The organism is Pandoraea commovens (assembly GCF_024704525.1).
GTDB lineage: Bacteria > Pseudomonadota > Gammaproteobacteria > Burkholderiales > Burkholderiaceae > Pandoraea > Pandoraea commovens.
The window spans coordinates 4,814,515-4,840,295 of record NZ_CP102780.1 but is presented as its reverse complement, the minus strand read 5'-3'; the positions used below and the strand labels follow the sequence as shown (position 1 = coordinate 4,840,295).

At 60.5% G+C, this 25,781-nt stretch carries 29 protein-coding genes and 1 pseudogene; 16 read left to right on the top strand and 14 right to left on the bottom strand.

Annotation, left to right across the window (positions count from 1 at the left end):
- The first annotated feature begins 34 nt into the window (after window positions 1-34).
- Genes merT through NTU39_RS21725 form a run of 4 tightly spaced genes read left to right on the top strand, consistent with a single transcriptional unit; the run spans window position 35 to window position 1,441 of the window.
- A complete protein-coding gene (gene merT, locus NTU39_RS21740; protein ID WP_057380610.1) occupies window positions 35-385 on the top strand; it encodes a mercuric ion transporter MerT in 351 nt (116 codons plus the stop codon).
- Between the two features lie 12 nt (window positions 386-397).
- Window positions 398-682 (top strand): mercury resistance system periplasmic binding protein MerP, encoded by a 285-nt coding sequence (gene merP, locus NTU39_RS21735; protein ID WP_057380611.1) that lies wholly within the window; start codon window positions 398-400, stop codon window positions 680-682.
- Window positions 679-1,050, top strand: coding sequence for a carboxymuconolactone decarboxylase family protein (locus NTU39_RS21730; protein ID WP_057380612.1), 372 nt, complete (start codon window positions 679-681; stop codon window positions 1,048-1,050). The genes merP and NTU39_RS21730 overlap by 4 nt, the downstream gene beginning before the upstream one ends.
- 34 nt (window positions 1,051-1,084) lie before the next feature.
- On the top strand, window positions 1,085-1,441 hold the full coding sequence (locus NTU39_RS21725) for a VOC family protein (RefSeq protein WP_057380613.1): 357 nt from the start codon (window positions 1,085-1,087) through the stop codon (window positions 1,439-1,441).
- A gap of 110 nt (window positions 1,442-1,551) precedes the next feature.
- Here the strand turns inward: NTU39_RS21725 and NTU39_RS21720 are convergent, their stop codons facing one another.
- The gene (locus NTU39_RS21720; protein ID WP_057380614.1) at window positions 1,552-1,743 is read right to left on the bottom strand and encodes a copper-binding protein; all 192 of its coding nucleotides are present in this window, start codon (window positions 1,741-1,743) and stop codon (window positions 1,552-1,554) included.
- A 70-nt stretch (window positions 1,744-1,813) separates the two neighbouring features.
- Between NTU39_RS21720 and NTU39_RS21715 the strand changes: the two are divergent.
- A pseudogene (locus tag NTU39_RS21715) lies at window positions 1,814-2,907 on the top strand (IS3 family transposase).
- A gap of 178 nt (window positions 2,908-3,085) precedes the next feature.
- On the opposite strand, the gene NTU39_RS21710 reads toward NTU39_RS21715, so the two are convergent.
- Together NTU39_RS21710 and NTU39_RS21705 are read right to left on the bottom strand one after the other, a co-directional pair.
- A complete protein-coding gene (locus NTU39_RS21710) occupies window positions 3,086-4,249 on the bottom strand; it encodes a PDDEXK nuclease domain-containing protein (protein WP_057380149.1) in 1,164 nt (387 codons plus the stop codon).
- Window positions 4,246-5,451: a tyrosine-type recombinase/integrase gene (locus NTU39_RS21705; protein WP_057380150.1), complete on the bottom strand. Its 1,206-nt coding sequence runs from the start codon at window positions 5,449-5,451 to the stop codon at window positions 4,246-4,248. Before NTU39_RS21705 ends, NTU39_RS21710 begins: the two co-directional genes overlap by 4 nt.
- A 1,059-nt stretch (window positions 5,452-6,510) precedes the next feature.
- Here NTU39_RS21705 and NTU39_RS21700 point away from each other — a divergent pair.
- Together NTU39_RS21700 and NTU39_RS21695 are read left to right on the top strand one after the other, a co-directional pair.
- The gene (locus tag NTU39_RS21700) at window positions 6,511-6,906 is read left to right on the top strand and encodes a helix-hairpin-helix domain-containing protein (RefSeq protein WP_217426155.1); all 396 of its coding nucleotides are present in this window, start codon (window positions 6,511-6,513) and stop codon (window positions 6,904-6,906) included.
- 113 nt (window positions 6,907-7,019) lie between these two features.
- A complete protein-coding gene (locus tag NTU39_RS21695; RefSeq protein WP_150664452.1) occupies window positions 7,020-7,361 on the top strand; it encodes an immunity protein Imm33 domain-containing protein in 342 nt (113 codons plus the stop codon).
- A gap of 78 nt (window positions 7,362-7,439) precedes the next feature.
- Here NTU39_RS21695 and NTU39_RS21690 read toward each other — a convergent pair whose 3' ends face one another.
- The gene (locus tag NTU39_RS21690; protein ID WP_150664451.1) at window positions 7,440-7,949 is read right to left on the bottom strand and encodes a hypothetical protein; all 510 of its coding nucleotides are present in this window, start codon (window positions 7,947-7,949) and stop codon (window positions 7,440-7,442) included.
- A gap of 857 nt (window positions 7,950-8,806) precedes the next feature.
- Window positions 8,807-9,427 (bottom strand): LPS-assembly lipoprotein LptE, encoded by a 621-nt coding sequence (locus NTU39_RS21685; protein WP_257958543.1) that lies wholly within the window; start codon window positions 9,425-9,427, stop codon window positions 8,807-8,809.
- A gap of 154 nt (window positions 9,428-9,581) precedes the next feature.
- On the opposite strand from NTU39_RS21685, the gene NTU39_RS21680 reads away from it, so the two are divergent.
- On the top strand, window positions 9,582-10,106 hold the full coding sequence (locus NTU39_RS21680) for a P-loop nucleotide/nucleoside kinase family protein (protein WP_257958542.1): 525 nt from the start codon (window positions 9,582-9,584) through the stop codon (window positions 10,104-10,106).
- 86 nt (window positions 10,107-10,192) lie between these two features.
- On the opposite strand, the gene NTU39_RS21675 is transcribed toward NTU39_RS21680, so the two are convergent.
- Window positions 10,193-10,957, bottom strand: coding sequence for an SDR family NAD(P)-dependent oxidoreductase (locus NTU39_RS21675; RefSeq protein ID WP_150664448.1), 765 nt, complete (start codon window positions 10,955-10,957; stop codon window positions 10,193-10,195).
- 159 nt (window positions 10,958-11,116) lie between these two features.
- Here NTU39_RS21675 and NTU39_RS21670 point away from each other — a divergent pair, with 159 nt between their 5' ends.
- A complete protein-coding gene (locus tag NTU39_RS21670; RefSeq protein ID WP_257958541.1) occupies window positions 11,117-12,037 on the top strand; it encodes a LysR family transcriptional regulator in 921 nt (306 codons plus the stop codon).
- 133 nt (window positions 12,038-12,170) lie between these two features.
- Window positions 12,171-13,217 carry a cation diffusion facilitator family transporter gene (locus tag NTU39_RS21665; RefSeq protein ID WP_257958540.1) on the top strand — a complete coding sequence of 349 codons (1,047 nt, stop codon included), beginning with the start codon at window positions 12,171-12,173 and terminating at the stop codon, window positions 13,215-13,217.
- A gap of 84 nt (window positions 13,218-13,301) precedes the next feature.
- Here the strand turns inward: NTU39_RS21665 and NTU39_RS21660 are convergent, their stop codons facing one another.
- Window positions 13,302-13,937, bottom strand: coding sequence for a hypothetical protein (locus NTU39_RS21660; protein ID WP_257958538.1), 636 nt, complete (start codon window positions 13,935-13,937; stop codon window positions 13,302-13,304).
- Between the two features lie 385 nt (window positions 13,938-14,322).
- Here NTU39_RS21660 and NTU39_RS21655 point away from each other — a divergent pair, with 385 nt between their 5' ends.
- Window positions 14,323-14,838 (top strand): Lrp/AsnC family transcriptional regulator, encoded by a 516-nt coding sequence (locus NTU39_RS21655; RefSeq protein ID WP_257958537.1) that lies wholly within the window; start codon window positions 14,323-14,325, stop codon window positions 14,836-14,838.
- 28 nt (window positions 14,839-14,866) lie between these two features.
- Here NTU39_RS21655 and NTU39_RS21650 read toward each other — a convergent pair whose 3' ends face one another.
- Window positions 14,867-15,721 (bottom strand): EamA family transporter, encoded by an 855-nt coding sequence (locus NTU39_RS21650; protein WP_257958535.1) that lies wholly within the window; start codon window positions 15,719-15,721, stop codon window positions 14,867-14,869.
- A 163-nt stretch (window positions 15,722-15,884) separates the two neighbouring features.
- Window positions 15,885-16,796, bottom strand: coding sequence for an alpha/beta fold hydrolase (locus NTU39_RS21645; protein WP_150664442.1), 912 nt, complete (start codon window positions 16,794-16,796; stop codon window positions 15,885-15,887).
- A 427-nt stretch (window positions 16,797-17,223) separates the two neighbouring features.
- On the opposite strand from NTU39_RS21645, the gene NTU39_RS21640 reads away from it, so the two are divergent.
- Both NTU39_RS21640 and NTU39_RS21635 read left to right on the top strand, forming a co-directional pair.
- Complete coding sequence (locus NTU39_RS21640; RefSeq protein ID WP_373275416.1) at window positions 17,224-17,811, top strand: superoxide dismutase; 588 nt, start codon at window positions 17,224-17,226, stop codon at window positions 17,809-17,811.
- Window positions 17,812-18,188: 377 nt separating this feature from the next.
- The gene (locus NTU39_RS21635) at window positions 18,189-19,697 is read left to right on the top strand and encodes a SulP family inorganic anion transporter (protein ID WP_150664440.1); all 1,509 of its coding nucleotides are present in this window, start codon (window positions 18,189-18,191) and stop codon (window positions 19,695-19,697) included.
- 20 nt (window positions 19,698-19,717) lie between these two features.
- Here NTU39_RS21635 and NTU39_RS21630 read toward each other — a convergent pair whose 3' ends face one another.
- The 5 genes from NTU39_RS21630 to NTU39_RS21610 form a co-directional block, all read right to left on the bottom strand.
- Window positions 19,718-20,137, bottom strand: a complete 420-nt coding sequence (locus NTU39_RS21630; RefSeq protein ID WP_174984657.1) for a c-type cytochrome — start codon at window positions 20,135-20,137, stop codon at window positions 19,718-19,720.
- Window positions 20,138-20,418: 281 nt separating this feature from the next.
- Entirely contained in the window at window positions 20,419-21,216 is a 798-nt protein-coding gene (locus NTU39_RS21625; RefSeq protein WP_150664439.1) for a transporter substrate-binding domain-containing protein, read from the bottom strand.
- Window positions 21,217-21,279: 63 nt separating this feature from the next.
- On the bottom strand, window positions 21,280-22,008 hold the full coding sequence (locus tag NTU39_RS21620) for an amino acid ABC transporter ATP-binding protein (RefSeq protein WP_039401080.1): 729 nt from the start codon (window positions 22,006-22,008) through the stop codon (window positions 21,280-21,282).
- Window positions 21,992-22,645 (bottom strand): amino acid ABC transporter permease, encoded by a 654-nt coding sequence (locus NTU39_RS21615; RefSeq protein WP_039401077.1) that lies wholly within the window; start codon window positions 22,643-22,645, stop codon window positions 21,992-21,994. The genes NTU39_RS21620 and NTU39_RS21615 overlap by 17 nt, the downstream gene beginning before the upstream one ends.
- Window positions 22,642-23,445 carry an amino acid ABC transporter permease gene (locus NTU39_RS21610; protein WP_150664438.1) on the bottom strand — a complete coding sequence of 268 codons (804 nt, stop codon included), beginning with the start codon at window positions 23,443-23,445 and terminating at the stop codon, window positions 22,642-22,644. The genes NTU39_RS21615 and NTU39_RS21610 overlap by 4 nt, the downstream gene beginning before the upstream one ends.
- 513 nt (window positions 23,446-23,958) lie before the next feature.
- Here NTU39_RS21610 and NTU39_RS21605 point away from each other — a divergent pair.
- From NTU39_RS21605 to NTU39_RS21595, 3 genes are all read left to right on the top strand, one after another.
- Window positions 23,959-24,420, top strand: a complete 462-nt coding sequence (locus NTU39_RS21605) for an Lrp/AsnC family transcriptional regulator (RefSeq protein WP_039401071.1) — start codon at window positions 23,959-23,961, stop codon at window positions 24,418-24,420.
- 278 nt (window positions 24,421-24,698) lie between these two features.
- Entirely contained in the window at window positions 24,699-25,322 is a 624-nt protein-coding gene (locus NTU39_RS21600) for an iron transporter (protein WP_046293028.1), read from the top strand.
- Between the two features lie 96 nt (window positions 25,323-25,418).
- Entirely contained in the window at window positions 25,419-25,742 is a 324-nt protein-coding gene (locus NTU39_RS21595; protein ID WP_150576456.1) for a cupredoxin domain-containing protein, read from the top strand.
- Window positions 25,743-25,781 lie beyond the last annotated feature (39 nt).

Below are 25,781 nucleotides of genomic sequence, written 5' to 3'. Positions count from 1 at the left end.
AACGCATCCAGCGAGAATCGGCAGGAGCACATGCATGGCTGAAACCGGAAATGGCCGTGGTGCCCTGGCGGCGGGCGGTCTTGCCGCTGTCCTCGCCTCGACCTGTTGTTTCGGCCCGCTAGTGCTGGTCACGCTCGGGTTCTCCGGTGCCTGGATCGGCAACCTGACCGTGCTGGAACCGTACCGGCCAATCTTCATTGGCGTCGGGTTGGGCGCGCTGTTCTTTGCGTGGCGCCGCATCTTCCGACCAGTTCGTGCCTGCCGCCCGGATGAGGTGTGTGCTGTACCGCAGGCGCGAACGACCTACAAGATGCTTTTCTGGATCGTCGCCGCCTTGATGCTGGTGGCGCTCGCATTCCCCTACGTCATGCCACTGTTCTATTGAAAGGAGACTGCCATGAAGAAGTTCGTCGCTATTTTCGGACTGCTCGCGGCGCTGAGTGCGCCGGCTTGGGCTGCCACCCGAACCGTCACGCTGTCCGTGCCGAGCATGACCTGCGCGACCTGTCCAATCACAGTTAGAAAGGCCCTGCAGAAAGTGGGGGGCGTTATCGAGGCCAAGGTCACTTGGGAGCCCAGGGAGGCGATCGTTACCTTCGATGACACCCGGACCAATGCCCAGGCGTTGACCGAAGCGACCCGCAACGCCGGCTATCCCTCGACCGTGAAGACGCAGCCATGAGCACCACCACCACGAATCCGTTCCATGCCACGGCGGCGCATGTCGAGCAGATGCGCCAAGTGGCGCTGTACACCAATGGCGCGCTGAGCGCACGCATCAAGGTGCTGGCAGCGCTTCTATGGTCGGTAAGCGTGCGCTGCGAGCCTTGCGTGGCGCACTACGCGCGCAAGGCGGTGGAACTGGGAGCCTCCCGGGAGGAGTTGGCCGAGATGCTCGCAATCGCCCCAACCATGGGCGGCTGCGTTGGCGAGACGTGGGCGCTGAAGGCGTTTGCGGCAGTGCGCGGGGTCGCGCCCAGCAACGATCAGCTCGAAGAAACGTGTTGCGCCTCGACGGGAGGCAATTTTGATCCAAGCACGTACAAATAGCATCATGCATGCCTAGGAGCTAATGGAGACATCCATGCCATTGAGCATTAATAGCCTCAAGCCCTACGTTCCTGCCAAAGACTTCGAGTTATCCAAGCGGTTCTACACCGCTCTAGGCTTCACCATGTCGGATGGCTGGGGCGGTACCGCAGACTTCGCGCTCAATGGCCACGCCTTCCGGCTTCAGGATTATTACGTGCAGGATTGGGCAAACAACTTCATGCTAGTCATTGGCGTCGATGACGTTGACGCTTGGCATCAACGCTCGCTTGAACTGCTCAGCAGCAATGCTTACCCAGGCATGCGAGTAAAGCCGCCTGAGCCAGTTGATGACTCAATGGTCCTTCACGTCGTTGACCCAACCGGTGTTCTGTTGGTCTTTGTACAGTAGTTGCCACGGTTGGCGCCCGACCTGAATCCGATCGAGAAACTGTTCGCCTAGCTCACATCAACGAAGACCGAAAGGCGGCCATAGGCCGCCTTTCGGGTTGAGGTGGCCACCTATTTCGTTGGGGTGATGCGGGTGATGGTGCTGTCCATGCCCTTGGCCTCGAACTCGAATTCCACCTGCTGACCGGCCTTCACCGACGCCAGCTGTTCCGGCGATGCCTTGAACGCCATGGTCATCGCCGGCCACTTCAGTGCTTCGACCGGACCATGGGCGATGGTGATCTTGCCCGCGCCGGTGTCCACCGGTAATCCCCCCGCAGATTAGCTGACGTCAGAAGTGGAATTTTCTCGTACGCTTTCCCGAGGAGGTTCCATGAAGAAGTCCCGCTTCACCGACAGTCAGATCATCGCCGTGCTCAAGCAGGCCGAAGCCGGCACGCCGGTACCGGAGCTGTGCCGCGAGCACAGCATCAGCTCGGCGACGTTCTACAAGTGGCGCAGCAAGTTCGGCGGCATGGAGGTGTCCATGGTGGCCCGCATGAAGGAGCTGGAGGATGAGAACCGGCGGCTCAAGAAGATGTACGCCGACGCCCAGCTCAGCGCCGACCTGCTGAAGGAGGCGATGTCAAAAAAATGGTGAGGCCATCTCAACGCCGGGAGATGGCCCGATGCGCAGTTGAGGGCGGACGCACGAACATCCGGCACGCCTGCCAGACCTTCGAGGTCAGCCAGACCTGTTATCGCTACCAGGCCAGGGCCAGCGAGGAGAACGCCCGGATCGCCGACTGGTTGGTCCGGCTGACCACTGCGTACAAGGATTGGGGCTTTGGGCTGTGCTTCTTGCACCTGCGCAACGTCAAAGGCTATGGCTGGAACCACAAGCGCGTCTACCGCGTCTATCGGGAGCTGGAGTTGAACCTTCGGATCAAGCCGAAGAAGCGCCTGGTGCGCGAGAAGCCCGAGCCGTTGGCGGTTCCGGATACGATCAACCAGGTGTGGTCGATGGACTTCATGCACGACCAGCTCAGCGACGGCCGCAACTTCCGACTGTTCAATGTGATCGACGACTTCAACCGCGAAGGGCTGGGGATCGAGATCGACCTGTCGTTGCCCGCGGCCCGTGTGATCCGTTCCCTGGAGCAGATCATCGAATGGCGTGGCAAGCCGTGCGTGATCCGCTGCGATAACGGACCCGAATACATCAGCGGGACACTGCTGGCTTGGGCGGAGCAGCACAACATCCGCATTGAACACATCCAGCCGGGCAAGCCACAATAGAACGCCTACGTCGAACGCTACAACCGGACCGTGCGTTACGCCTGGCTCGCCCGAACCCTGTTCGATTCGATCGAGCAGGTGCAGGAAAAGGCCACCCGCTGGCTATGGACGTACAACCACGAGCGCCCCAACATGGCGCTCGGCGGCATCACGCCGATGCAGGCGCTCAACAGGCGAATGTCCGGTTAACTGGCACTCGCCGCTTAGCTCCACTTTTGGAGTCCGCTAAAAGCGGGGGGATTACCCTGGCGACGCGGCAGGCTGCGAGCTTGTGTCCTGCCAGCGCAGCGTTGCTTAGGCGGCCGATTTATCTGTAGCGCAGGCTGGCGCAGCCCGCGAACCCGACGCCGGCACGCCGGGACGCCTGCTATTGCGGGAGCTTCCTGGGCTGCTTCGCTGCGCGCGACTCCAGCAGGCGCCGTGTGGTTTCCAGCTCCTTCTGCAACAGCTCGGCATCCGGCAGGACGGTGCGGTAGTTCGCCGCCATCACCTTCGTCGGCAAGCCCTCCAAGGCATACCGCGCCAGGGCATGGCCCTTGTCGGCGCACAAGATCAAGCCTACGGGCGGGTTTTCATCGGGATAGGCCCAATGCTCCTTGGCATAGTTGCAATACATATGCATCTGGCCCACGTCCGCATGGGTCAGGCTACCCAGCTTCAAGTCGATGATGACCAGGCAGCGCAGCCGCCGGTGGAAGAACAGCAGATCCACCCGATACCACGTCTGGTCGATGCGCAAGCGCCGCTGCCGCCCGACGAAGGTGAACCCTTCGCCCAGCTCCAGCAGAAAATCCTCCAGCCGCTGGATCAGGGCCGCTTCGAGGTCGGATTCCGAATACTCATCCTTGAGGTTCAGGAACTCCAGCACATACGGGTCTTTGATCGCATCGTCCGGCCTGACGGCATCCTCCGGCCTGGGCGCAGCGCCCTTGACCAGCATCGCCGCCTTGTCCTTCGACAAGGCGGTGCGCTCGTAGAACTGGCTGCCGATCTGCCGGTCAAGCTGACGCACGCTCCAGCCGCCGCGCAGCGCCTCCGCCTCGTAGAACCGGCGGGCGTTCTCGTCCTTGACCGACAGCAGCCGCACGTAGGCCGACCACGGCAGCGTGAACACCTGCGCCAGCTCGCCCAAGGCCAATTTCCGAGACACGGTCTCGGATTTCTCGGCAGGCAGTCCGTCCCCCGATTTCCGAGACAGTGCCTCGGAAATCACCGGCCGGGGATAGGCGGCGAAGAACCGCCGCATGTTCTCCAGGTTGTCCGGGCTGAACCCGCGCCCGAAGCGCGCAGTCAGGTCGGCGGACAGCCGGGCAATCAACTGTTCGCCGTACCCTGCGCGCCGCTTGCCCTGTTGCTCGGCCTCCACGATGCGGCGGCCAATCTCCCAATAGCTGGCCGTCATCAGCGCATTGACGCTGCGCGCCGCCGCTTGGCGGGCGGCATCGAGCAGTTCCACGATGCCGCCGTGGATGCCGGCGTAGCCGGCAGGCACGGCAGCGCCTTTTACTGCTTTGGGCGTCCGGGCGCTCATGCCGTGGCCTCCTGGGGCTGGCGTTGCCGCGCCTTCGTGATGGTCTGGCGCCGGGTCGCCACCAGCTCGGCCGCCTGGCGCACAGGATCGTCCTCGGTGTGGACATAGCGCATGAACATCGCCACGGTCTTGTGCGCTGTCAGCGCCATGCCGACCTTGAGCGGTACGCCCGAATTGGCAATGTCCGTCGCCGAGCGGTGGCGGATGCCGTGGGTGCCGACCTTCGGCACACCGGCACGGTCAAGGATGCGCCGCCACGCCTGATAGTAGGAGTGGGGGCTTAGCGGCTTCTTGTGATCGAGGATCGCGGGGCAAACGTAGGGCGAATCGCCATAGTGGGGGGCACTCTCCAACAGGCGGCGAGCCTCGGCGCTTAGGGGCTTGGACATATCGCCGGTCTTGCTGTCCGGCCAGACCACCCGGCCGTTGGGCAGGTCGAGCCAATCCCATTGCAACAGCAGGATTTCCGACATGCGCGCCGCGAACTCGAATTGCAGCCGGACGGCCAGCAGGTGGATGGGATGTTCCAAGCCCTCGGCCTCGGCCTTCTCCAGATAGGCGAACAGCTTGGTCATCTGGTCGTCGGTAATGAGCCGGGTCGAACCCTTCTCCGGGTACTTGGGAACGTGGCGGCAGGGATTGGAGCCATCGGGCCGGTAGCCCCACAGCTCGGCCAGGTTGAACATCTTGCGGACGAGCGACAGCACGCGGTTGGCCTGGGTGGGCGACTTCTCCATGCGCTTCATCAGCGCGGTGATGTCGTTGCGCGTGACCTCATGAACCTTCTTGCTGCCGAAGGCCGGGATGACGAAGCTGTCAATCTGGTACTGGTAGCCGGCCTGCGTGCTGGGCTTGTTGTGCGGCTTGGAGTGGTCGTCCATGAACCGGCCGCACAGCTCCTTGACCGTCGGCGCCTTGCGGGCTTCGGCCTTGTCGAGTCCGGGATCGCCTCCGCGCCGGACTTCGGCCAGCCAGTCTTGTGCCAGCGATCGGGCCTGTTCGACCGTCAGCTCGCCGAACTGGCCGATTGCCGGCTTGCGCCGCACGCCGGAGTTCGTGCGGTACTGAACCATGAATACCTTGCGGCCGGTTGGTGTAACCTTGCACAAGAAGCCCGGAACGAGCGTATCCCGGAGTTCCACGTCGCAGGTCTGCGCCTGCGCCGTGTCAACGACGGACTTGGTGAGTTTGATCTTTGCCATGAGGTGCTCCTGAAAGGCCCCGATTCCAGGGGCCGGCTAGGAGCCAGGCGGAGGAGAACCGGGGCGGTTTGCATCGCGCACCGGGATATGATCGAAGGCATTGGTCTGGCGGAAAACCTGCTACAGCAAGCCACATCCAAGTCCAGCGTTAGCCCGGTGCGGATGCCATGCTCTGGCTTAAAATCCGCCGCCTTCGGGCTTGCCGGTTCAAGTCCGGTCCCCGGTACCACTAAGGCTTCGAGCCACATCAAGCCAAACACAGTAATCCCTATTGTTTCAGGGGTTTGTGTTGGATGTTCCGTTTCACGAGCTGTGCAATAGCGTAGTAAAAGGTAGCCCAAGAAAGCTATTTTCGCTTGTCAGTGCACCAGATTTGCACCCAAATTTGCACCAAAAGGTTTGCGAACTCTCAACTGTTTGAAGCCAGATGGAAGTCCTGGCGCTCCTCGTCCCGAAAGGGGCAGCAAGGAGGGGCAGCAAGGCTCCTTTCGAAGGTATTCGATGGCGAGCCGTTCGACGTTCAAAGTCCTTTGCCTTGTGCGCAGGCGCTCGCTCAGTTGCAAATGCTCACCGAATGGCGTCCTGACAAAAATTCCTTGATGGGCACTGTGAGTACCGACACTATCGAGTTGCGCATCTCGCATGTCTTCATACGAGGAAATGGCACGCGGTTCCGAGGGCGCTTACTGACAAGCGGCGAGGGGTCGTTACTCGTTGGATCGTTTATGTCTTCAGGTTATAGCCGCTTCATTACCGCAGTGATCTTGGTATTGGTGGGCGTTATGCTCTTCGGTGGGCTGTTCGGTGGCCTCTATCAAGCTTTTACACAAGCATCCAGTCTGCTCAATGCGCTGACAGTCACCGGATTCCTGCTGGTATGGGGGGCAGGCGTGTGTCTAGTGGGTTGGCTCGTGGTATGGAATGGCGCACCGGCACGCAAAGATGTTCTAGTGATCTCGACGGCTATCCGGCATGCCTTGCGGGATCGCGGGACTTAGTCCAAGTGTGTGCCTCCAGGATGCGCGACTGGCTGAAGTCGGCCAATTTCGGTCAGTCGACGTGACCCGACCAGATCGTCGACAATTCGACATTATCAAGAGCGGCGTTGAACGGATGGAGGCAAATATGGGACCCAACGGGCAAGAGCTTATTGAGGTGTTGGCCAAACTCGCCGATCTACTTGAAATCAACGGCGGACGGCACTGGCGCGCTTGGTTGCTTCGTGCCAAAGCTCGTTTAGAAAATGCGGATTACTCCGGTATTGAATATTTGCTTCAAGCGTACGGAGGTATGGGCTCGTTCAATGACTTTGTTGCGCCACAGAGCGCTATAGAGGGGCATCCCACCGGGAAACCCGGGTACGTTGAACTGAACGATGAGATAGATGCTTTAAGAACTAAGGCGTGGGAGATTGCAACAGACATAAAGCGCAACCACGAAGTCCAGCGCACCTAACCATTGAATTCATTTCGACTAACCGCGTCAGGCAGATCTCGGCCAATTAGGGACATCCAACAAATCCCGCAGAATTGGCGACAATCGGGACGAGCTAAATATATTGCGCAACCATGTCCAACGATCAACGAACCGTTTGCCACCGATTCGGTGCAGAATACATGCCGCCAGAGGCGAGCCAGAAGGTAGGGATCGCGCTTGGATCTCTTGAGGGTGTGCCGCTTCACGCGGTTCGGCTAACCCCGGAAAACGGTACGTGCGGTTGGTATATTTACGGCGGTGACTACTCATCGGACGCGGACTTCTATCAGCCGCTCCATGTCGCCCACTTGATCGAGCGTTGTCCGAACATTGTCCCTTACTTGGCACTGCCGCCGGGATGGCGTGTATTGCTTGCGCCCGACTATGAGGATGTCTGGTTCGATGGTGAGTTGCTGGTCACTGAACGCTCGTGACGGATAGGAACGGACGGTCAATTTCGTGCCTTGATTCATTGACACCTTCACGGCCAAGTTGACTGGATGCGCCGTCAGCTACCTTTTCTTCAACAGGGCCGCGTAGTAGTCGGTGATATTGTCCTCCGTCCCCTTGGTGATCCGATTGAACACCCGTCTCCATGGCCAGAAACTGGAACTTGTGGTAGTTCGAAAACCCGGGAATCGGCTTTCGCCGAGGGTGACCATACCCCATTCGCCACCATGATTGCGGCGATACACTTCTCCGACGTAACTTCCATAGGCTTTCGCAAATGACATGACTTGCGCGTCCGTTGGCTTGGGACTAGTGCTGACGTAGGATGAACTCATTTGCGCCAAGACCTTTTCGACACTTGCAATACTCGCGTCCGACCAGTCGAGTTTTATTCCAAACTGTTTCGCGGAGAAGTCAACGGCGTCTAGCGAGTACGCTTCCGCGATTTTCTGGATTTTTGCATCAGGGGAAAAGGTCTGGCCGGACGGGGTTTCTGCCAACGCAACTCCACAGCGAACGCAAGCCATCAGGGCGATCAACGCTAATAGGAAGCGCTTTGCGATTGTTTTCAAGAGGATTCCCACTGCAAGATTACTCTGACTCGCTCCAGCGAATTAGAGTGTTGAATGATCGCCTCGACCGATCTCATACGCCGGAGCGGCCTATAAGCAATGTGAATGGCAGCTTTCGGCAAATCTGAAGGTCCCCCTCGGGTCGAAAGAAGACGCAGATCACCGGCCACAACCGGCCGTTCGACATGGCCACTCAGATCGTCGACAATCGAAGCCTCTCAAGCCATGTTGTCAGGATGAGCAGATGGATAGCCGGGCATTTAGTCTCCACCACCCAGTTGGCGTCACCATCTCGCCTTCGCTCACAGAAGCGGGAGTTGCGGACATCAGTTGCTCGCGTAGAGATATGGGTACGACGTGGGTTTGGTATCAGCTTCCAACGTTTCAAGATGGTGAAATTCTTGTTGCCATTGCCTTGGGATTCCGTGCAGGGAAGCTTGGGCAACTTTCACTATCAGACGCGAACCCCAAGTTTGGTGATAGCTGGTCCACATTCTCTGAGCATCAAGAGCGCCTCCGAGCACAGAGCATCAGCGCGTGGCTTGCCAGCAAAAGCCTATTTGTTGGCACATATTCCTGGGGGGCGGTCTGGGCTGGTTTTGATCCCAAGGGAGGATTCGGATCGGCCGTCATACAGCTTGCAACTTAACCGGTAATCAGGCGAAGGTCTAAGTGCGCTCCCCAGTACACCGTAGTTGAGCGAGAGCTTTGCGAAATCGGCAACGTCCGCTTAGGGTTAGAATCGGTCATCCACGACGGCTATGCCCCTTCCCGGCCAGGAGGCGACGCTGGCCGGGGACTAACGCTGACAGTTGAACGTCACCTCGTCAGCCAACACTAGGCGTGTGTCGAAACCGTTAAAGCTTTGCAGGGCTGGACTGTTGCGCGGTCGTTGGCGTTTCCGGCGCGAGCGGCTGATTGCGTGTCCAATTGACGAATCCATTGAGCATCGGGTGCAACAGCGGATCATCAAGTCCAGCCATGTTGAAGGCGGTTCGGTCTATCAGCAGAACGGTTTTTCCGGTGCTGGCGTCAATCGCCTTCAGCGTTCCCTGGAAGTTGTAGCCCCCCTTGAAGAGCACATTGGGCTCAACGATCAGGAAAGGGCCGATCTCTTTACTCAGGTTATTGAGTCCGACGAGATCCGACACACTCGGAACCTTACTGCCGAGGTTGCGTTCAATAACAATGGCTTGCAAGTCATCCTTTGTCACGACCTTCTTGAAAGTGTTCGTTTCTCGGAGAGCCGAAACAAAGAAATCTACAAAGCGCGGGTTCGGCGTTTCTGCGTTGATTTTCAGATAGACCATCTGGGCGTATGCCGGATCAAACTTCTCTGCTACGCGAACGTCATCAGACTTCAATACATTATTTGTTGCATAAAGGCCGGTTTTCGGATCCGGCTTTTCGACATGTAGCGTCGAGTTGCAACCTGAAAGCAGGCCGGCGAACAGCAGTGCAAATGCAAAGCGCAGCATAAATCCCTCGAAATAATGGTTTAACTGACGCTATATCGGCACGGGATATGAAATCTTGAGCCTTGCAACGCCAGCCTGCTGCCGCCTAAGGATATTCGCGAGGTCAGCTTGAATCCGTGATAATCAAGCGTCATTGCCAGACATTGAGCCTGAAATGTTGATTGTCTTTGCCGGACTCCCCGGTACTGGAAAAACGACTGTTGCCAAGGAACTCGCGCGTGCGCTTGCTGCGGCTTACATCCGTATCGATACGCTTGAGCAGGCGTTTATCGGCTCGGTCGATAGCGGCGTGGATATCGGCCCCGCTGGCTACATGGCCGGATACGCGGTGGCCAAAGACAACCTTAGTTCCGGCCTGACCGTGATTGCCGATTCCGTCAATGCACTGCAATTGACTCGGGAGGCATGGCGATCAGTGGCGACGGAAATGGGGGTAGGCATTCTGGAAATCGAACTGATTTGTTCCGACGAGTCAGTGCACTGTCAGCGAGTGGAGGCACGACAAGCCGACATTCCCGGCCACAAGTTGCCCACGTGGATGCGCGTCATTGAACGCCAGTACGATCCGTGGGACGTCGAGCACCTTGTTATCGACACCGCCCGCGTTTCCGTACGTCAGGCGGTGGACTGCATTGTCAACCGGTTAACGACCCTTCAAGTGCAGAATCGGCCGCAGTAATCCGGAATTCGTGTCGGCCCCTGGTTCTAGTCACGCCAATGCCGAATACTGCGGATAATTCGGAGTGCAACGTAAGCACTCTTTTGTCAGATCTGCTGCTGACCACCATCAACGAACAACTCCGCACCATTCACGAAGCTGGCATCGTCCGACGCAAGGAACAGGGCGGCGCTGGCGATTTCCGTCGCTTCGCCGAGACGCGCCAGCGGGATCTGCGCAGCAAGGTAGTCCGCCAATCCCTGACGTTGCGCGGCGTCGTCGCCTGCGAGATCAAGCAGGCCGGGGGTGCGCGTTGCGCCCGGGCTGATCGTGTTCACACGGATGCGGCGTGACTTCAGGTCAAGAATCCAACTGCGGGCAAACGCGCGCACCGCCGCCTTCGAGGCCGAGTACACGCTGAACGCTGCGGTACCCGAGCTACCGGCCGTCGAACCCGTCAGGATCACCGATGCACCGTCCGCCAGCAACGGCAGCGCCTTCTGAACAGTGAACAGCACGGCCTTTACATTACGGTCGAACGTCTCATCGAAGTGCGCCTCGGTGATGTCGCCGAGTGCGAGCATCGAGCCGCCGCCAGCGTTGGCAAACAACACGTCGAGACGGCCGTGGGCTTCGCCGATTTGCTTGTACAGCGAATCGAGTTCTTCCAGTTTCGTCGAGTCGACGCGAAGACCGGTGGCCTTGCCGCCAACTTCACGGATCGACGCGACGGCCGCGTCGAGTTCGGCCTGACGGCGCCCCGTCAGATAGACGTGCGCGCCTTCGGCGGCAAAGCGTTGTGCCGTAGCCAGGCCGATGCCGCTGGTTGCGCCGGTAACGAGTGCGATCTTGTTGTCGAGTTTGCGTGCCATGGTATTGCTCCTTCGTTCGATTCAGTGTGTTGGTCGGGCCGGTGTCCGGCGTTCGCAGCGCGTTGTTGGTTGCGATGTGATGAGAATATCGACGCGCCGTTGTTTTCGAAATAGAATCAATTGCAAATCAACGTTGCAAATTTGAAATGATGGGTGATCGTGTCGAAACTGCCTGATTTCGAAGGACTCGCGATGTTTGCCAAAGTCGCCGAGGAGGGGTCTTTCGCGGCTGCGGCGCGCGAGATGGGGGTGTCGGTCGCCACCGTGTCGCGCGGCGTTGCGCGTCTGGAGGACCGCTTGGGCGCGCGGCTGCTCAATCGCACGTCGCGTCAACTTGCGCTGACCGAGTTCGGTCGGACGTTGTGCGAGAAAGCTGGCGAGATCTACCGGCAGGCTGAGGCGGCCGAGGGCGCTGCCCGTGAGATGTCGGTACAGCCTCGCGGGCTGGTGCGACTGGCTGTGCCGATGTCGTTCGGGCTGCGTTGGGTCGCGCCGTTATTGCCAGAGTTCTTCCGGCGCTATCCGGACGTCCAGGTCGACCTGCATCTGGCCGATTCGACCGTCGATCTGGTGGCGGATGGATTCGATGCAGCGCTGCGTATTGCCGCGCTGCCGGATTCGTCGCTCGTCGCCCGGCGCTTGTGCGCGGTGACGCAATTGGTCGTCGCATCGCCGACGTATCTGAAGCGCGAAGGTCGACCGGCGCATCCGCGCGAGTTGGTGGACCGGCCTTGCATGTCGTACGCCTATCGTGCGCGCAGCGACGTCTGGCGCTTCACCAACGATGCGGGAGATGAAGAACTTGTGGCGCCAGTCGGGCCGCTTCGCGTGACCAATTCCGATGCGCTACTGCCGATGCTGCTCGAGGGACTCGCCATCTCCGAGTTGCCGGAATTCATCGCAGCCGAATATCTGAGCGATGGGCGGCTCGAAGCGATTCTCACCGGCTGGTCGTTGACGAAGGGGGGGCTGTACTTCGTTACGCCGTCGGCACGCGCAAGGCCAGCGAAGGTCAGCGCATTGTCGGACTACTTTGCCGAGCATCTGAGTGAACCGACGTGGCGCTGGCCACATGAATGATTTCATTCCGGCAGGCGCGTTCGGGATTTTCGCGATCTGCATCAATACATGACAGGCGTGATCTTGAAAGGTCGTTGACGACGAAGTCTTCGCCGCAGGATTAAAATCCTCTCATCTCGACGCGAGGTTTGCCATGTCGCACTCACCGAACGACGCTCATGATCATGGGCATCACCACGGGCACGCTCATTCACACAGCCACGCCGGGCACAGTCATGCCGGTCATAGCCATACCAGTGGCGTCACAGATCAGAAGCGGCTTGGGATCGCGTTCGTCATCATTGCGATCTTCATGGTTGTCGAGGTGGTCGGCGGGTTGTTGTCCGGCTCGCTTGCGCTGCTGGCCGACGCGGGACACATGGTCAGCGACGCCGCCGCGCTTGCCTTCAGCTGGATCGCGATTCACTACGGAAAACGCCCCGCGACGTTGCAACTGACCTACGGATACAAACGTCTCGAAGTCCTCGCCGCGTTCGTGAACGGCTGCGCGCTTTTCGTCATCGCCGGATGGATCGTGATCGAAGCGATAAGACGGTTTTTCGCACCGGTGCCGGTCGTCGGCATGACGATGCTCATCGTCGCGGTCGCCGGGCTGCTCGCCAATATTGCCGCCTTCATGGTCTTGCACGGGGGCAATCGAGAAAACCTCAATATGCGCGGCGCGTGGTTGCACGTAATGGGCGATATGCTCGGGTCGGCGGCGGCCATCGTCGCGGCTGGCGTGATTCTCCTCACGGGCTGGACACCCATCGATCCGCTGCTGTCGATCGTTGTCGCCGTGATCATTCTGAAAAGTGCGTGGGGCATCGTGAAGTCCTCCGCGCATATCCTGCTCGAAGGCACCCCCGATTCGCTCAATCCGACGGAGATCAAAGCCGATCTGGAGACAACCGTGGTGGAAGTGCAGGGCGTGCATCACATTCACGCGTGGTCGATTACCGGCGAGCGCCACATGATCACGCTACACGCCGTGCCAGCATCTGGAGTGAGTGCGCGCGACGCCATGACTGCCGTGCAGCAGCGGCTCGCCACACGCTTCAACGTCGAACACGCCACGATTCAGATCGAAGACGCGGAATGTGCGGATGGCCACGGCGGTGCGGATTGCGACGGTGCTTCAGCCTCGTCGGCGTCATCGCCTGCCAAGTCCTCCCATGAGGATCACGGCCACTCGCACTGACGGAAATAAGGCCGCGCGGCGACCCGAGCGCGCGTTACGCTGCGCGCGAGCCTGCGCTGCCGCCAGTCGACTCCGTCACCCCTGTTACCACTTGTACGTCACACCGACTTTCACGATTGGGTAGAACTTGAGCTTGTTGGCCTTGTCCTGAAGCTGCTGACGCTGATCGTCGACAGTGGCTTGTCCCACGATAGCCGTGATGAGCGGCGGGACGTCGAGTTCCACGGTCGGTTTGCCGTAGGCGACACCTGCGTCGAACGACATCGACCAGCCCGGCGTCGCCAGCGGGCTATGACCGAAGCCGATGCCGACATACGGTCGCACGGTCGGCAACTTGATGCGCCCGTTCACCGATTGACCCGCGGTCGGATACGCGACACCTCGATAGACGTACGTGCTTTGCTCGGCATGGCCGACGAGATCGACATGGTCGTCGCCGACCAGCATCCCCGCCGTCAGACGAAACGGAACCGTCGCCGGAGCGGGGAAGAAGTCGGCGTAGACGCCGCCGTGCACGAAACGCGCGCGGCCGTCGTAGCGAACCTGACCCGCCGTGAAGCTATGCGACAGCGCCAGACCGTTCACATCGGCGCGCACCCCGAGGTGATTCGTCACACCGACGCCGGCACCAATGCCGAGACCTTCCGTACCCACCGCGCCATACACCTCGATGGCTTGCGCGTGCGCGGCGCTCGCGAGCATCGCCACGGCAAAAGCCATTGCCTTGCAATTCATGTTGCCTAACTTTCAAAATGGATGAGAGGGACGTCGAGGAGGCCGTGTTTATCGGCGACCGTCGTCCGACGGTGCAACACGTTGACGTGCCTGCGATGATCGATGGACAGACTTCACTACTTCCCCGGCGTGATATTGCGCCCCTGTTTCAGGTGACGTTCTGATTTTGTGGCGCGATCCTAGCACGCGGTCCGTGACAGTCTGATCGGCTGTGAGGATACGTTGTCGGGGTACAACAAGGCCGTGGCGGACCGCCTCGGACGTCGAGGGCGACGGCTTTCCCCGGCTCCCGACGCGGGCCGACGCGCGTCGTAGAATGGCGAACCGGTCGCCCGCGAGCGCCGAACCCCTTTCGTCACATTCCCGGTAAATGAGAAATAAAACCGACAAAAGCGCCGACAAAAGCGTCGAGAAAGCCGATCTCGACCGGTTCGACCTGAACATCCTCGACCTGCTTCAGACGAACAACCGGCTATCGCACGCGGCCATCGCCGAGCAGGTGGGGCTTTCCACGGCCTCAGTGCAGCGGCGCATTAGTCGGCTGGAGGCACGCGGCGTCATCCGGGACAACGTCGCCGTGCTCAATCCCGCCATGATCGGCAATCCTGTGACGGCCGTCATCGAGTCGCGACTGGTCGAGGATCGAAGCATCGTGATGGATCGCGCGAAGCGCTACTTCCGCAACGTCGACGAAATTCAACAGTGCTATTTCGTCAACGGCGGCGTCTCGTTCATCATCATCATGATTTCCCGCGACATCCCGCATTTCGAACAGCTTGTCCGCCAGCACTTCGCCGACAACCCGGACATCCTCACCTACCGGACGCTCATCGTGCTCGATCAGGTGAAGACCGGTCTGAAGCTTCCGCTCTTCGATCTGATCTGACGATAGCGCAAGGACCAACGCAACGACGTCACGCTTCGGCGCGTGGCCGCGAAAACAACGCACACCCCGCACATGCAGCGACGACGCACGCGATCCCGGCGCACTGCGTCGGCGTCAGCGTCTCGTTCAGGACGAGCCACCCGGCGATGGCGCTGACGGCGGGCGACCCGCTCAGCAGCACGCCGAACACCCGCGCGGGCAAACGGCGCATCGCGTAGATGTCCAGCAGAAACGGCAGCATGCTCGACAGCACGGCCACGCTGAAGCCGACCAGCAGCACGTGTGTGGACGCGAGCGCCGTGCCCGCCTGCGCCACCCCCAGCGGCACGGCAATCACCGCAGCAATCGTCATGCCGACCGCAACCGATTGCCCGCCACCGGCCGACGCTCTGCGTCCCACCAGCACGTAGATCCCCCAGAACAAGGCGGCCGCCAGCGAAAACGCGACGCCCCGGACATCTATCTCGCCTTTGACGTCGCCAATCGCAAGCCCGACCATGCCGAGCGCGGCCAGCGCAATCCAGACAAGGTCGGACGCGCGTCGAGACGTCAGCAAGGCCGCGCACAATGGCCCCATGACTTCGATGGAGATAGCGACGCTGACGGGGATGTACGCGAACGCGCGATAGATGAGCAGATTCATCAACGCCAGCGTGATGCCGTAGGTGAGCATCGTCAGCCACGAAATACCCGCGTCTCGGAAATTCAATCGCCAGGGCTTAAGCGCGACGACAAGAACGAGAGACGACAGGCCGAGGCGCAGCGCGGCAACGCCTTCACTGCCGACGAGGGGAAACAGCGTTTTGGCAAATGCTGCGCCGGTCTGGACGGAGACCATGCCCGCGAACGCGGCGGCGAATGGCACATTCCGGTGGTTGAACATCTGAGTCGGTTGCAATGACGAAGGAGAGGAAATTCTAATTTCCTCTCCTGATTTATCGCCTCGCAAGTGCTGCGTATCCGAGTGATTTACCCGAATTTCGACGTCAGACGATGCAAAAACTCACGCGTCGTGTGCGGGCATCGATGATGCAGTGCAAAGGCGCTTACTGAAGAAATTCGGTAATCGCCGTCATCGTCGCGTCCGGTTGCTCCTCCATCAGCCAATGTCCGGCATTCGGGATGACCGCGCCCTTGACGTTGGTCGCCGCAGCACTCGCGACCGTCGCCATCATCGTCGCAAAAGACTTCTCGCCGCCAATGGCCAGCACCGGCATGGGGAGTGGTCCTTTGGCGAGGAAGGCCTTGTTGTCGATGGCGTCCTGATCGAAGGCGTGGAATTGCTCGAAGCCGGAGTGCATCGCACCGGGCAGGGCGTAGAAGCGTGTGTAATGCCGACGCGACGCTTCATCGAAATGCTTCGGATCTGCGGAGAACTCGTTCCAGAAGCGGTCGAGGTAAATGCGTTCACGGCCTTTCACGAGACGTTCCATATCCGGGCCACCAAAGCGGAAGTGCCAAAGCAGCGGATTCTTCAGGATCTCTTCCCACGGGCCGACGCCGGGAATCGGTGCGTCCATCAGCACCAGTTTCGTCACCCGGTCGGGCTGCTCGGCGGCGAAGGCATACGCCACCATGTTGCCGATGTCGTGCGCGACGACATCCACTTTGCCGATCTTGAGCGTATCCAGAACGCCCGCGATATCACGCGCTTCGTTCTTCTTGTCGTAACCGTTCGCCGGATGGTCGGACAAGCCCATGCCGCGAAGATCGGGCACGACGACGGTGTGGGTCTTTGCCAGCCTCGCAGCCAGCGGTGCCCACATGTCGCCCGTCTCGCCGTATCCGTGCAGCAGCACGACCGCCGGTCCGTGGCCGCCGACGCGCACGTAGATCTTCGCGCCATTGGTGGCGATGGTCTGCTGTTTGAAATCCGGAGGAAACGAGAATTTGTCGGCGAACGCCGGCAAGGCATGGAGGGACGCAAGCAACAACACAAACGAAAGCAACTTTCGCATTTCTGACTCCCGTGGATGGATCGGATCGATCTGCTGCAGGTGCGGGTCGTGCCAGTGGTGCCGATGATGCGGATGGCGCGGATGTTCTCACACTTTATTTGGATTGTGCGAAGTCCGCGCCGACAGTGGGTTGCCACGGGGTTTCTTTTTCAATGGATGGAATAAGTCGAAGTCCTCCGACGTTATGTGAGTGAGACGGCGCTTGCAACTGCGCTCTCGATCCCCCCAAAACGAACTGGAAATGACCATGTCCAACACGCTACTGTCTCGCCGTCAGATGCTCGCCAGCGGTTCGCTCGGCGGTGCCGCACTCGTCATGTCGAGTCTTGGTTTTGCTGCGACGTCTTCGCAGAAGACCGCCAAGTCGCAAGGCAAGACGATTGACGAGGCGGCGCTACTCGCCTATCTGGGCGCGTCGCCGCAATCGCTGCCGAATCTGCCCTACGCGCAGGACGCGCTGGAGCCCGTGATCTCGGCACGCACCGTCGGCATTCACTATGGCAAGCATCATCAGGCGTACTTCACGAATCTGCATAAGCTGCTCGCCGACACGCCGCTCGCCACCGCAACGCTCGAACAGCTCATCCTGAAGTCGCACGGCCGCGAGGATATGGAAGACATCTTCAACAACGCCGCGCAAGCCTGGAATCACAACTTCTACTGGAAGTCGCTCAGCCCCGTACAAACCACGCCGGACGAGCGTCTCGCCCGCGCCATCGTCGGCAAGTTCGGCTCAACGGAGGCGCTGTCGAAGCAATTGCTGACGGTCAGCGCATCGCAGTTCGGTAGCGGCTGGGGATGGCTCGTCGTCGACAAGGGCGAACTGGCTGTCGTGAAGACGGGCAACGCCGAGACGCCGTTCACGCGTAGCGGTCAGTTGCCGCTGCTGACGGTCGATGTCTGGGAGCACGCGTATTACCTCGACTACCAGAATCGTCGTCCCGACTATCTGGCGGAGACGATTGCGAAGAAGCTGAACTGGACGTTCGCCTCGGCCAATTACGCGCGGATCTGAGATCGGGATTCAGCCGCGCACGATGCTTCCGCCGCAAATAGAGAGAGCCCTGACGTGTCAGGGCTTTCTTTATTTGCGTTGGCCGTCGGGCGGTTATTGCCAGAAGGGCGATGCGGCGCAGACGAGGCCAGCGAGGTACAGAGCGCCTTCGGCGAGCAGGGGCAGCAGGGGCATGGTGTTTCTCCTTGGGTGGGGCTCGTTGCGGTGTTGCGTGAGCCGTTGAATGAAGTATCCGAGTTATGGTCTCGCGGCGAAACTGAGACAAATACAAGTGCGTTTCAAAGGCCCCGTGCAACATGCCCATCAAGGCGAAAATCATCCGGCTGGTAAAATGCGCCTCCGCTGCAATTCGCTGCATCTCCGCTTCAACGTCATTCATGAAGTCTCAAACGCTTCGGGAACAGTGGCTCCCGAACCTCCCCGGTAACGTGCTTGCCGGGCTCACCACCGCCTTTGCGCTGGTGCCCGAGTGCATCGCCTTCGCGCTGGTCGCGCAGGTCAACCCGCTGATGGGCCTTTACGGTGCTTTCATCATTTGTGCGCTCACGGCCATCTTCGGTGGACGTCCCGGCATGATCTCCGGTGCGGCCGGGTCGATGGCCGTGGTGATCGTCGCACTCGTCGTCGAGCACGGCGTGCAGTATTTGCTCGCGACCGTGGTGCTCGGTGGGTTGCTGATGATGCTGTTCGGCCTGCTGCGGCTCGGCAAGCTGATTCGCATGGTGCCGCACCCGGTGATGATCGGCTTCGTGAACGGACTCGCGATCATCATCGCCATGGCGCAGCTCGAACACTTCAAGCAGGCGACGCCGCAGGGCACTGTGTGGTTGCACGGCGCGCCGCTCGCGATCATGTGTGCACTGGTCGCGCTGACGATGCTGATCGTCTACGTACTGCCGCGCTTGACGAAGGCGGTGCCACCCGCGCTCGTGGCCATCGTCGGCGTCGGAGTGCTCAGCCAACTGCTGAACCTTCCGACGCGCACGCTCGGCGACATGGCTCACATCGCGGGCGCGTTCCCGACGCTGCATCTGCCGCAAGTGCCGCTTACGCTGGAGACGCTTCGGATCGTCTTCCCGTACGCGCTGCTGATGGCCATCGTGGGCTTGCTGGAGACGCTGCTGACGTTCAACCTGACCGACGACATCACGCAGACGCGCGGACGCCCCAATCGCGAATGTCTCGCGCTCGGCGTGTCGAACGTCGTCTCGGGAATGTTCGGCGGCATGGGCGGCTGCGCGATGATCGGGCAGACGATGATCAACCTCAGCTCAGGCGGACGCACCCGTGTCTCGGGGGCGACGGCGGGCATCATGATCCTGCTGTTCGTGTTGTTCCTGTCGCCGCTGATCGAGCGGATTCCGCTTGCGGCGCTCGTTGGCGTAATGTTCGTCGTCGCGCAGCAGACCTTCGCGTGGGGATCGCTACGCGTGCTGGGCAAGGTGCCGCGCAACGACGCGCTGGTGATCGTCGCGGTGACGGTGATCACCGTCTTCACCGATCTTGCGGTCGCCGTGATGTGTGGCATCGTGATTGCAGCGCTGAACTTCGCCTGGCAACATGCGCGCGAGATTCGCGCCGAAGTGGTGGAGGGTGCAGAGGGTGTCGACGGCCAAGCGGTCGATGCACGCACGTATGTGCTACACGGTACGTTGTTCTTCGCATCGACGGCCAACTTTCAAGATCTGTTCCGACCGCTGTCGGACGTGCATGACGTCGTGATCGATTGCCGTCATCTGCACGTGGCCGATCACTCGGCCATCGTGGCGTTCGAGACGTTGCGTGAGCGCTATAGGAAGGCTGGCAGGAACCTGCGTTTCGTCAATCTTTCTTCACGTAATCAGCACATGCTTGAGCGCGCAGGTGTGCGTCTCGCCGAGGCCTGATGCGACGCCTCGCTTCTGCGTCATTTGAACGTGTGGAGGTACGCGATCAGGTCGGCGACCTTGCGTTCGTTGCCGATGCCCCAGAAGCGCATCTTGGTACCCGGCACGGTCTTTCCGGGATTGGCGATGAAGGCGGCGAGCGTCTTGTCGTCCCACAGGAGGCCGGATTGCTTCATCTCCTTCGAGTAATCGAAGTCCGCGAGACTGCCCGCGCGACGGGCCGCCAGCCCGTTGAGTTGCGGCCCGAAGCCTGAGGCTGCCATCGGGCCGACCGAATGACATGACGCGCAACGCGAAGCGAACAGCGCCTTGCCCGCTTCGATATCTCCCGCCGCGATGGCGGGCGCCGTGACGGCGGCCAGCGTCAGCGCAAAGAGACCGCCGCGCAGGCGTGCGGTGAACGAGAGCGATAGAGCGGGGCGGCAAGCGTGCGCGGTCATTGGATCGAGTAAGGAGAAGTGAGACGAAGCGGTGACGAAAGCAAGCCGCTAACTTACCCCTTTCCGTGAACCGCTGCCAGTGAATCAAAAGGGGGGGCGGTGCGGCATCGTGTCGCGCGTGTCGCGAGCGACGGGCTGTCCGACTCGCCATCGATGGCCTCTTGAACGCGCGATGAGCCCGTGCCGGAAGTGAAAAGGGCCGTCCCTGCCGAGGCAAGGACGGCCCGTCGCATTACGCTATCGGCCCGACAGTGCTGCGAGTGTGGCGTGTGCCGTGAGCCTTAAACCGCGCCCTTGGTCACGCTGTCCGGCAGATCGCGGCCGTGGTACTTCTTGTAGATCTCGTTGAGCTTGCCGTTTTTCAGATTGGTCTTGACCCAGTTGTTGACCCAGTCCTTGAGCGCCGGTTGATTCTTGTTCAGCGCGATGCCCAGATCGAACTCCTTCTGCGCGAACTTCAGTTCGAGGTTCTTCGCCGGTGCGCGCTTCTGCATTTCGCCGAGATTCGACGGCGTGCTCGAGAAGATGTCCACCTGACCCGTCACCATCGACGTGATCAGCGTGGCGTCGTCTTCGTAACGCACGATCTGCGCGCCCTTGGCGTTCGCCGTGGTCAGCGTGTCGTTGACGGTCGCGCGCGTGAGGCCGATGCGCTTGCCGTCCAGATCGGCGTAGCTCTTGATGTTCATGCTCTTCGGTCCACCCACGATGATCGAGATCACGGCGTAGGGAATCGAAAAGTCGACCACCTGCGCACGCTCCGGCGTGATCGACAGGTCGGCCACCACGAGGTCGGCGCGGTTCGCTTGCAGCGTCGGCACGCGTGCGGCGTTCGTCACGGACACGATGTCGAGCTTCACGCCCAGGTCTTTTGCGAGCAGCTCAGCCGTCTCGACGTCCGAGCCGACCGGCTTCAGATTGGCGTCGGCGTACGAGTAAAGCGGCGTTCCCATGGCGATGGCCACACGAATCTTGCCCGCCTTCTTGATGTCGTCGAGCTGATCGGCAAGCGCTGCGTGGGCCATCGCGCCAAGCGCAACGGCGGCGCAGACCTGGGTGAAGAACGTCTTGAGTTTCATGCAATGGTCTCCTTCGGGTGATTGTTGTCTTGCAATGTGGACTGACGGGTTCCGGTGGGCTGCTTACAGACCGTTCGCGAGGAACGCGCGCAGTTCGGGGGTCTTCGGGTTGTCGAGCATCTCGCCGGGGCCGACTTCCCAGACCTTGCCCTGATGCATGTAGATGATCTGGTCGGCCACGCGCTTGGCAAACGCCATTTCGTGCGTGACGAGCAACATCGTCATGCCGTCTGCCGCGAGGTCTTCCATCACGCGCAGCACTTCGCCCGTGAGTTGCGGGTCGAGTGCGGACGTCACTTCGTCGAACAGCATGACCTTGGGCGACATGGCGAGCGAGCGGGCAATCGCCACGCGCTGTTGCTGTCCGCCCGAGAGTTGCTCGGGATAGCTGTCGGCCTTGTCCGAGAGACCGACCTGCGCGAGCACGCGCTTGGCAACTTCCTCGGCTTCGCTGCGCGCCATGCGCTTCACGTGACGCAGCGCCAGCATGATGTTCTCGCGCACGCTCAGGTGCGGAAACAGGTTGTAGCTCTGGAAGACGATGCCGACTTCGCGACGCAGCTGATGCAGATCGATGGATGGATCTTCCACGCGAATGCCGCACACTTCGATGGAGCCTTCGTCGATGGTTTCCAGACGGTCGATACAACGCAAGGCCGTACTTTTGCCCGAGCCGCTGGCGCCGATGATGGCGACCATCTGACCGCGCTCTACTTCGAACGACACGCCCTTGAGCACCGGGTTGTCGCCGAAGCGCTTGTGAATTTCATTGACCTTAACGATTGCCGACATTGAGCCTGTCCTCCAGTGATGCGCTCCAGCGGGAGAGTGGGTAGCACAGCACGAAATAAAACACCCCCACCAGCGAGAACACGAGGAAGGGCTGGAAAATCGAGTTGTTGATGATCTGTCCTGCGCGGGTCAGCTCGACGAAGCCGATGACCGAGGCGAGCGACGTCATCTTGATGATCTGCACCAGAAAGCCGATGGTCGGCGGCAGCGACAGACGCACCGCTTGCGGAATGATCACGAGGCGCAACGTCTGCCAGCGGGTGAACGACAGACACTCCGCCGCTTCCCATTGCGCACGCGGCATGGCTTCGACGCAACCGCGCCAGATGTCGCCCAGATAAGCGCTCGTGTAGACCATCAGCGCGAGGGCGGCGGCCACGATCGAAGGCAGCTCGAAGCCGTACACCGACAGACCGAAGTAGACGATGAACAGCAGAATCAGCAGCGGAATACCCTGAATCGCTTCGATGAACACTTGCGTGGGCAAACGCAGCCAGCGGCGCGGCGAGATGCGCCCAAGCATCACCAGAAAACCACCGGCCATGCCGAGCACGAAGGCCAGGGCAGAAAGCACCAGCGTCCAGCCGATGGACTGCACCATGTACCCGAGATAGGTGAACGAGAAATTGCCGATCATGAAGCGCTCCGTTGCGCGGTGTTGCCAGCGGACGTACCGGAGGCGTTCTGAGCTGCGCTGGCAGCCCCTGCTGCACGCGAGGCGGCAGCGCGGCGACGTGCGGCCTGAGCGGTTTGCGCGGCGGCGCGTCGCACCGTGCGGCGGCGCTTGAAGAAGTATTCGCCCGCCGCCCACGCCACGAGCTTCACGAGCAGCGACAGCGCCAGATAGAGCGCAGCCACGACGATGTAAGTCTCAAGCGAGCGGAACGTGTCCGATTGCACCGTATTCGCTACGGCGGTGAGTTCTTCGGCGGAGATCTGCGACGCAATGGCCGACGCCTGCATCATCAGAATGAACTGGGTCGTGAGCGACGGGTATACCTTCTCGATGGACGGCTGAAGCATCACGTGCCACGCAATGCGCCACTTCGAGAGCCCCAGGCACTCGGCTGCTTCGATCTGACCGCGCGGCACCGATTCGAGACCGGCGCGAATGATCTCGGCTGCATAAGCGCCGATGTTGATCACCATGGCGAGCACCGACGCCGTGAATGTCGGCAAGTGCACACCGATGCTGGCGAGACCGAAGTAGAGCAGGAAGATCTGAACGAGGAACGGCGTATTGCGAACCGACTCGATATAGATGCCGCACACACGCGAGAGCAGACGGTTGGGACTGCGTTTGGCGAAAGCGACCAGCGTGCCCAGCACGGTGCCGATTACGACCGAGAAGACGGTCATCTTCAGCGTGAGCCACGCGCCTTCAAGGAAAACCGGCCAGTAAGGAACCAGCGGGGCGAAATTCAACGAAAAATGCATGGCAAACGCCTGTCTCCGGTGACGTTCGGGGCCGACGCGCCAGGCAGCTATCGTTGCGGTTATGACTTCCGCAGCAGCCGTGGTGGGTCTTTCTTGTACGTCGTCATATAAGTGATGTGATTTTGCGCATCGCCCATCGGCGTTGTCAATAGCAATCCCTTGGGGGGATACCCTTGGCTATTGCCTTGATAGGACAAGGGTTAAAGCCGGTTTTAGACGGTGTGGCGGGGCGTCGCGGGTTGCGTGAAGTGCCCTCAACGTCGGGTTGATGGCGGGCGCACTGAAACCCTTGTCATCGTATCTCTTGATGTGAACATGGAGGGCGGCATTGCGGGACAAGCGGGCAGGGGTGCCGCATTGCACTGCGCCAGCGCTCTATAATCTCGCATCGCCGAAAACGCGGATCGATCGTCGTTTGACGGTTCACTGCCCGTACGTCCCGCTCGATATCACAACCATGACAGAGAGAAAACCGCTCGTGCTGCCCGCTGGTCGCTGTCCTGGAGAGGCCCGATGACGCTCTCCGCTACGGCGCTCGACGAACTCGACCGAAATCTGCTCGCGCTGCTGCGAGTGAATGCTCGTGAGAGCACGGCGAATCTGGCGCGACGTTTGGGCGTGGCGCGCACTACGGTGGTCGCCCGGCTCGGTCGGCTGGAGCAGGCTGGCGTGATCGCCGGTTATACGGTGCGCCTGGGGCAGGACGCCATTGGCGGCGGGCTGCAAGCCTGCGTGAGCATCAGCGTCCAGCCGCGCTCGGGGCGCGACGTGCTGCGACGCCTCAACAAGATGCCCGAGATCCATCTGCTGTGTTCCGTGAGCGGCGAGTTCGACTACGTGGCGTGGCTGCATGCCGCGTCGGCCGATCAGCTCGACGCCTTGCTCGACATCATTGGCGAGATCGACGGCGTGACCCGGACCACGACATCGGTGGTGCTCGCGCGCAAGATCGATCGGGGTGGGGTGCTGCCCTGAGCGACTTCCGTCCCTAATTCTTTCCTAACAATCGACGGTTATGGTGTCGGCCGCGTGGCAGATCGGTCCGTCACCGGGGCGTTAGGTAATTTTCCGTAACCGGATGCTAAGAATCGCCGGGCACCCCCGCCGGGGCTTACGCAAGCCTCAAAATTCCCCCATTTTTCCCGTTTCTCCCCGAGTTTCCTTGACATCGCCGGTTTGTCTGCCTGTGGCGATAGTGCTAAACTTATTGAGAATTGTTTGCATTAACTTCTCGACAAAACATTGGAGTGTGTATGCGCGTGAAATCCCTCGTGGCAGCGGTGCTGCTTGCCGGTGCGGCCACTATGGCTCAGGCCGCCGAATTCCCGATCGGCAAACCGCTCAATACAGCGGGCATGGAAATCAACACCGTGTACCTCCAGCCGATCACGATGGAACCGGCCGGCATGATGCGCGACGCCGCGAAGTCGGACATCCACCTGGAAGCCGATATTCACGCGATCAAGAACAACCCGAACGGTTACGCCGAAGGCGACTGGATCCCGGGTCTGGAAATCACGTACAAGCTTCAGAAGATGAAGGCGGACGGCAAGACGCCGGACGGCGCAGCGGTTGAAGGTCTGATGATGCCGATGGTCGCGAGCGACGGTCCGCATTACGGCGACAACGTGAAGCTGACGGGCATCGGCAAGTATCAGCTGACGATGGTCGTGAACGCACCGGGCACGCTGCAAGAGTTCGGTTGCAAGATGGGCGGCACGCCGGCAGCCGGTGCGCACGCAGCACATGGCGGCATGGGCCCGTGGTGCTTCGGCCGTCACGTCGACAAGGAAACCGGCGTGGGTCCGTGGTTCAAGCCGATCACGAAGACGGTCGATTTCACGTTCTCGGGTATTGGCAAGAAGGGCGGCTACTAAGCCGGGATAACCTGATGCAGCGTTGGTCAGCCGACCAGCGCTGTTTTCATTTGGAGCAGAAGGATGAATCAGCGCATCGCGCGCCTGCTGGCCACGATGGCGGCCGTGGTGGTGACCTTGTTCGGACTGGGCGCAGCGCAAACCGCGCGTGCCGACGACCTGCCCACCTTCAAGCTGGAAATGAACAACGGCAAACTCAATCCGGCACGTATCGAAGTGCCGGCCGGCAAGCGCATCAAGATCGAGGTGCACAACACCGGGACGAATGCCGTCGAGTTTGAAAGTCTGCAACTGCGCAAGGAAAAGGTGCTCGCACCCGGCGCGCAGTCGTTCGTCGTGATCGCCCCGTTGCAACCGGGCGAGTACAAGTTTTTCGATGACTTCCACCAGCAGGCGCAAGGCGTGATCGTCGCCAAGTAAGCCGGCAAGCGGAACGTTGTCGTTTCAGTCATACGGTAG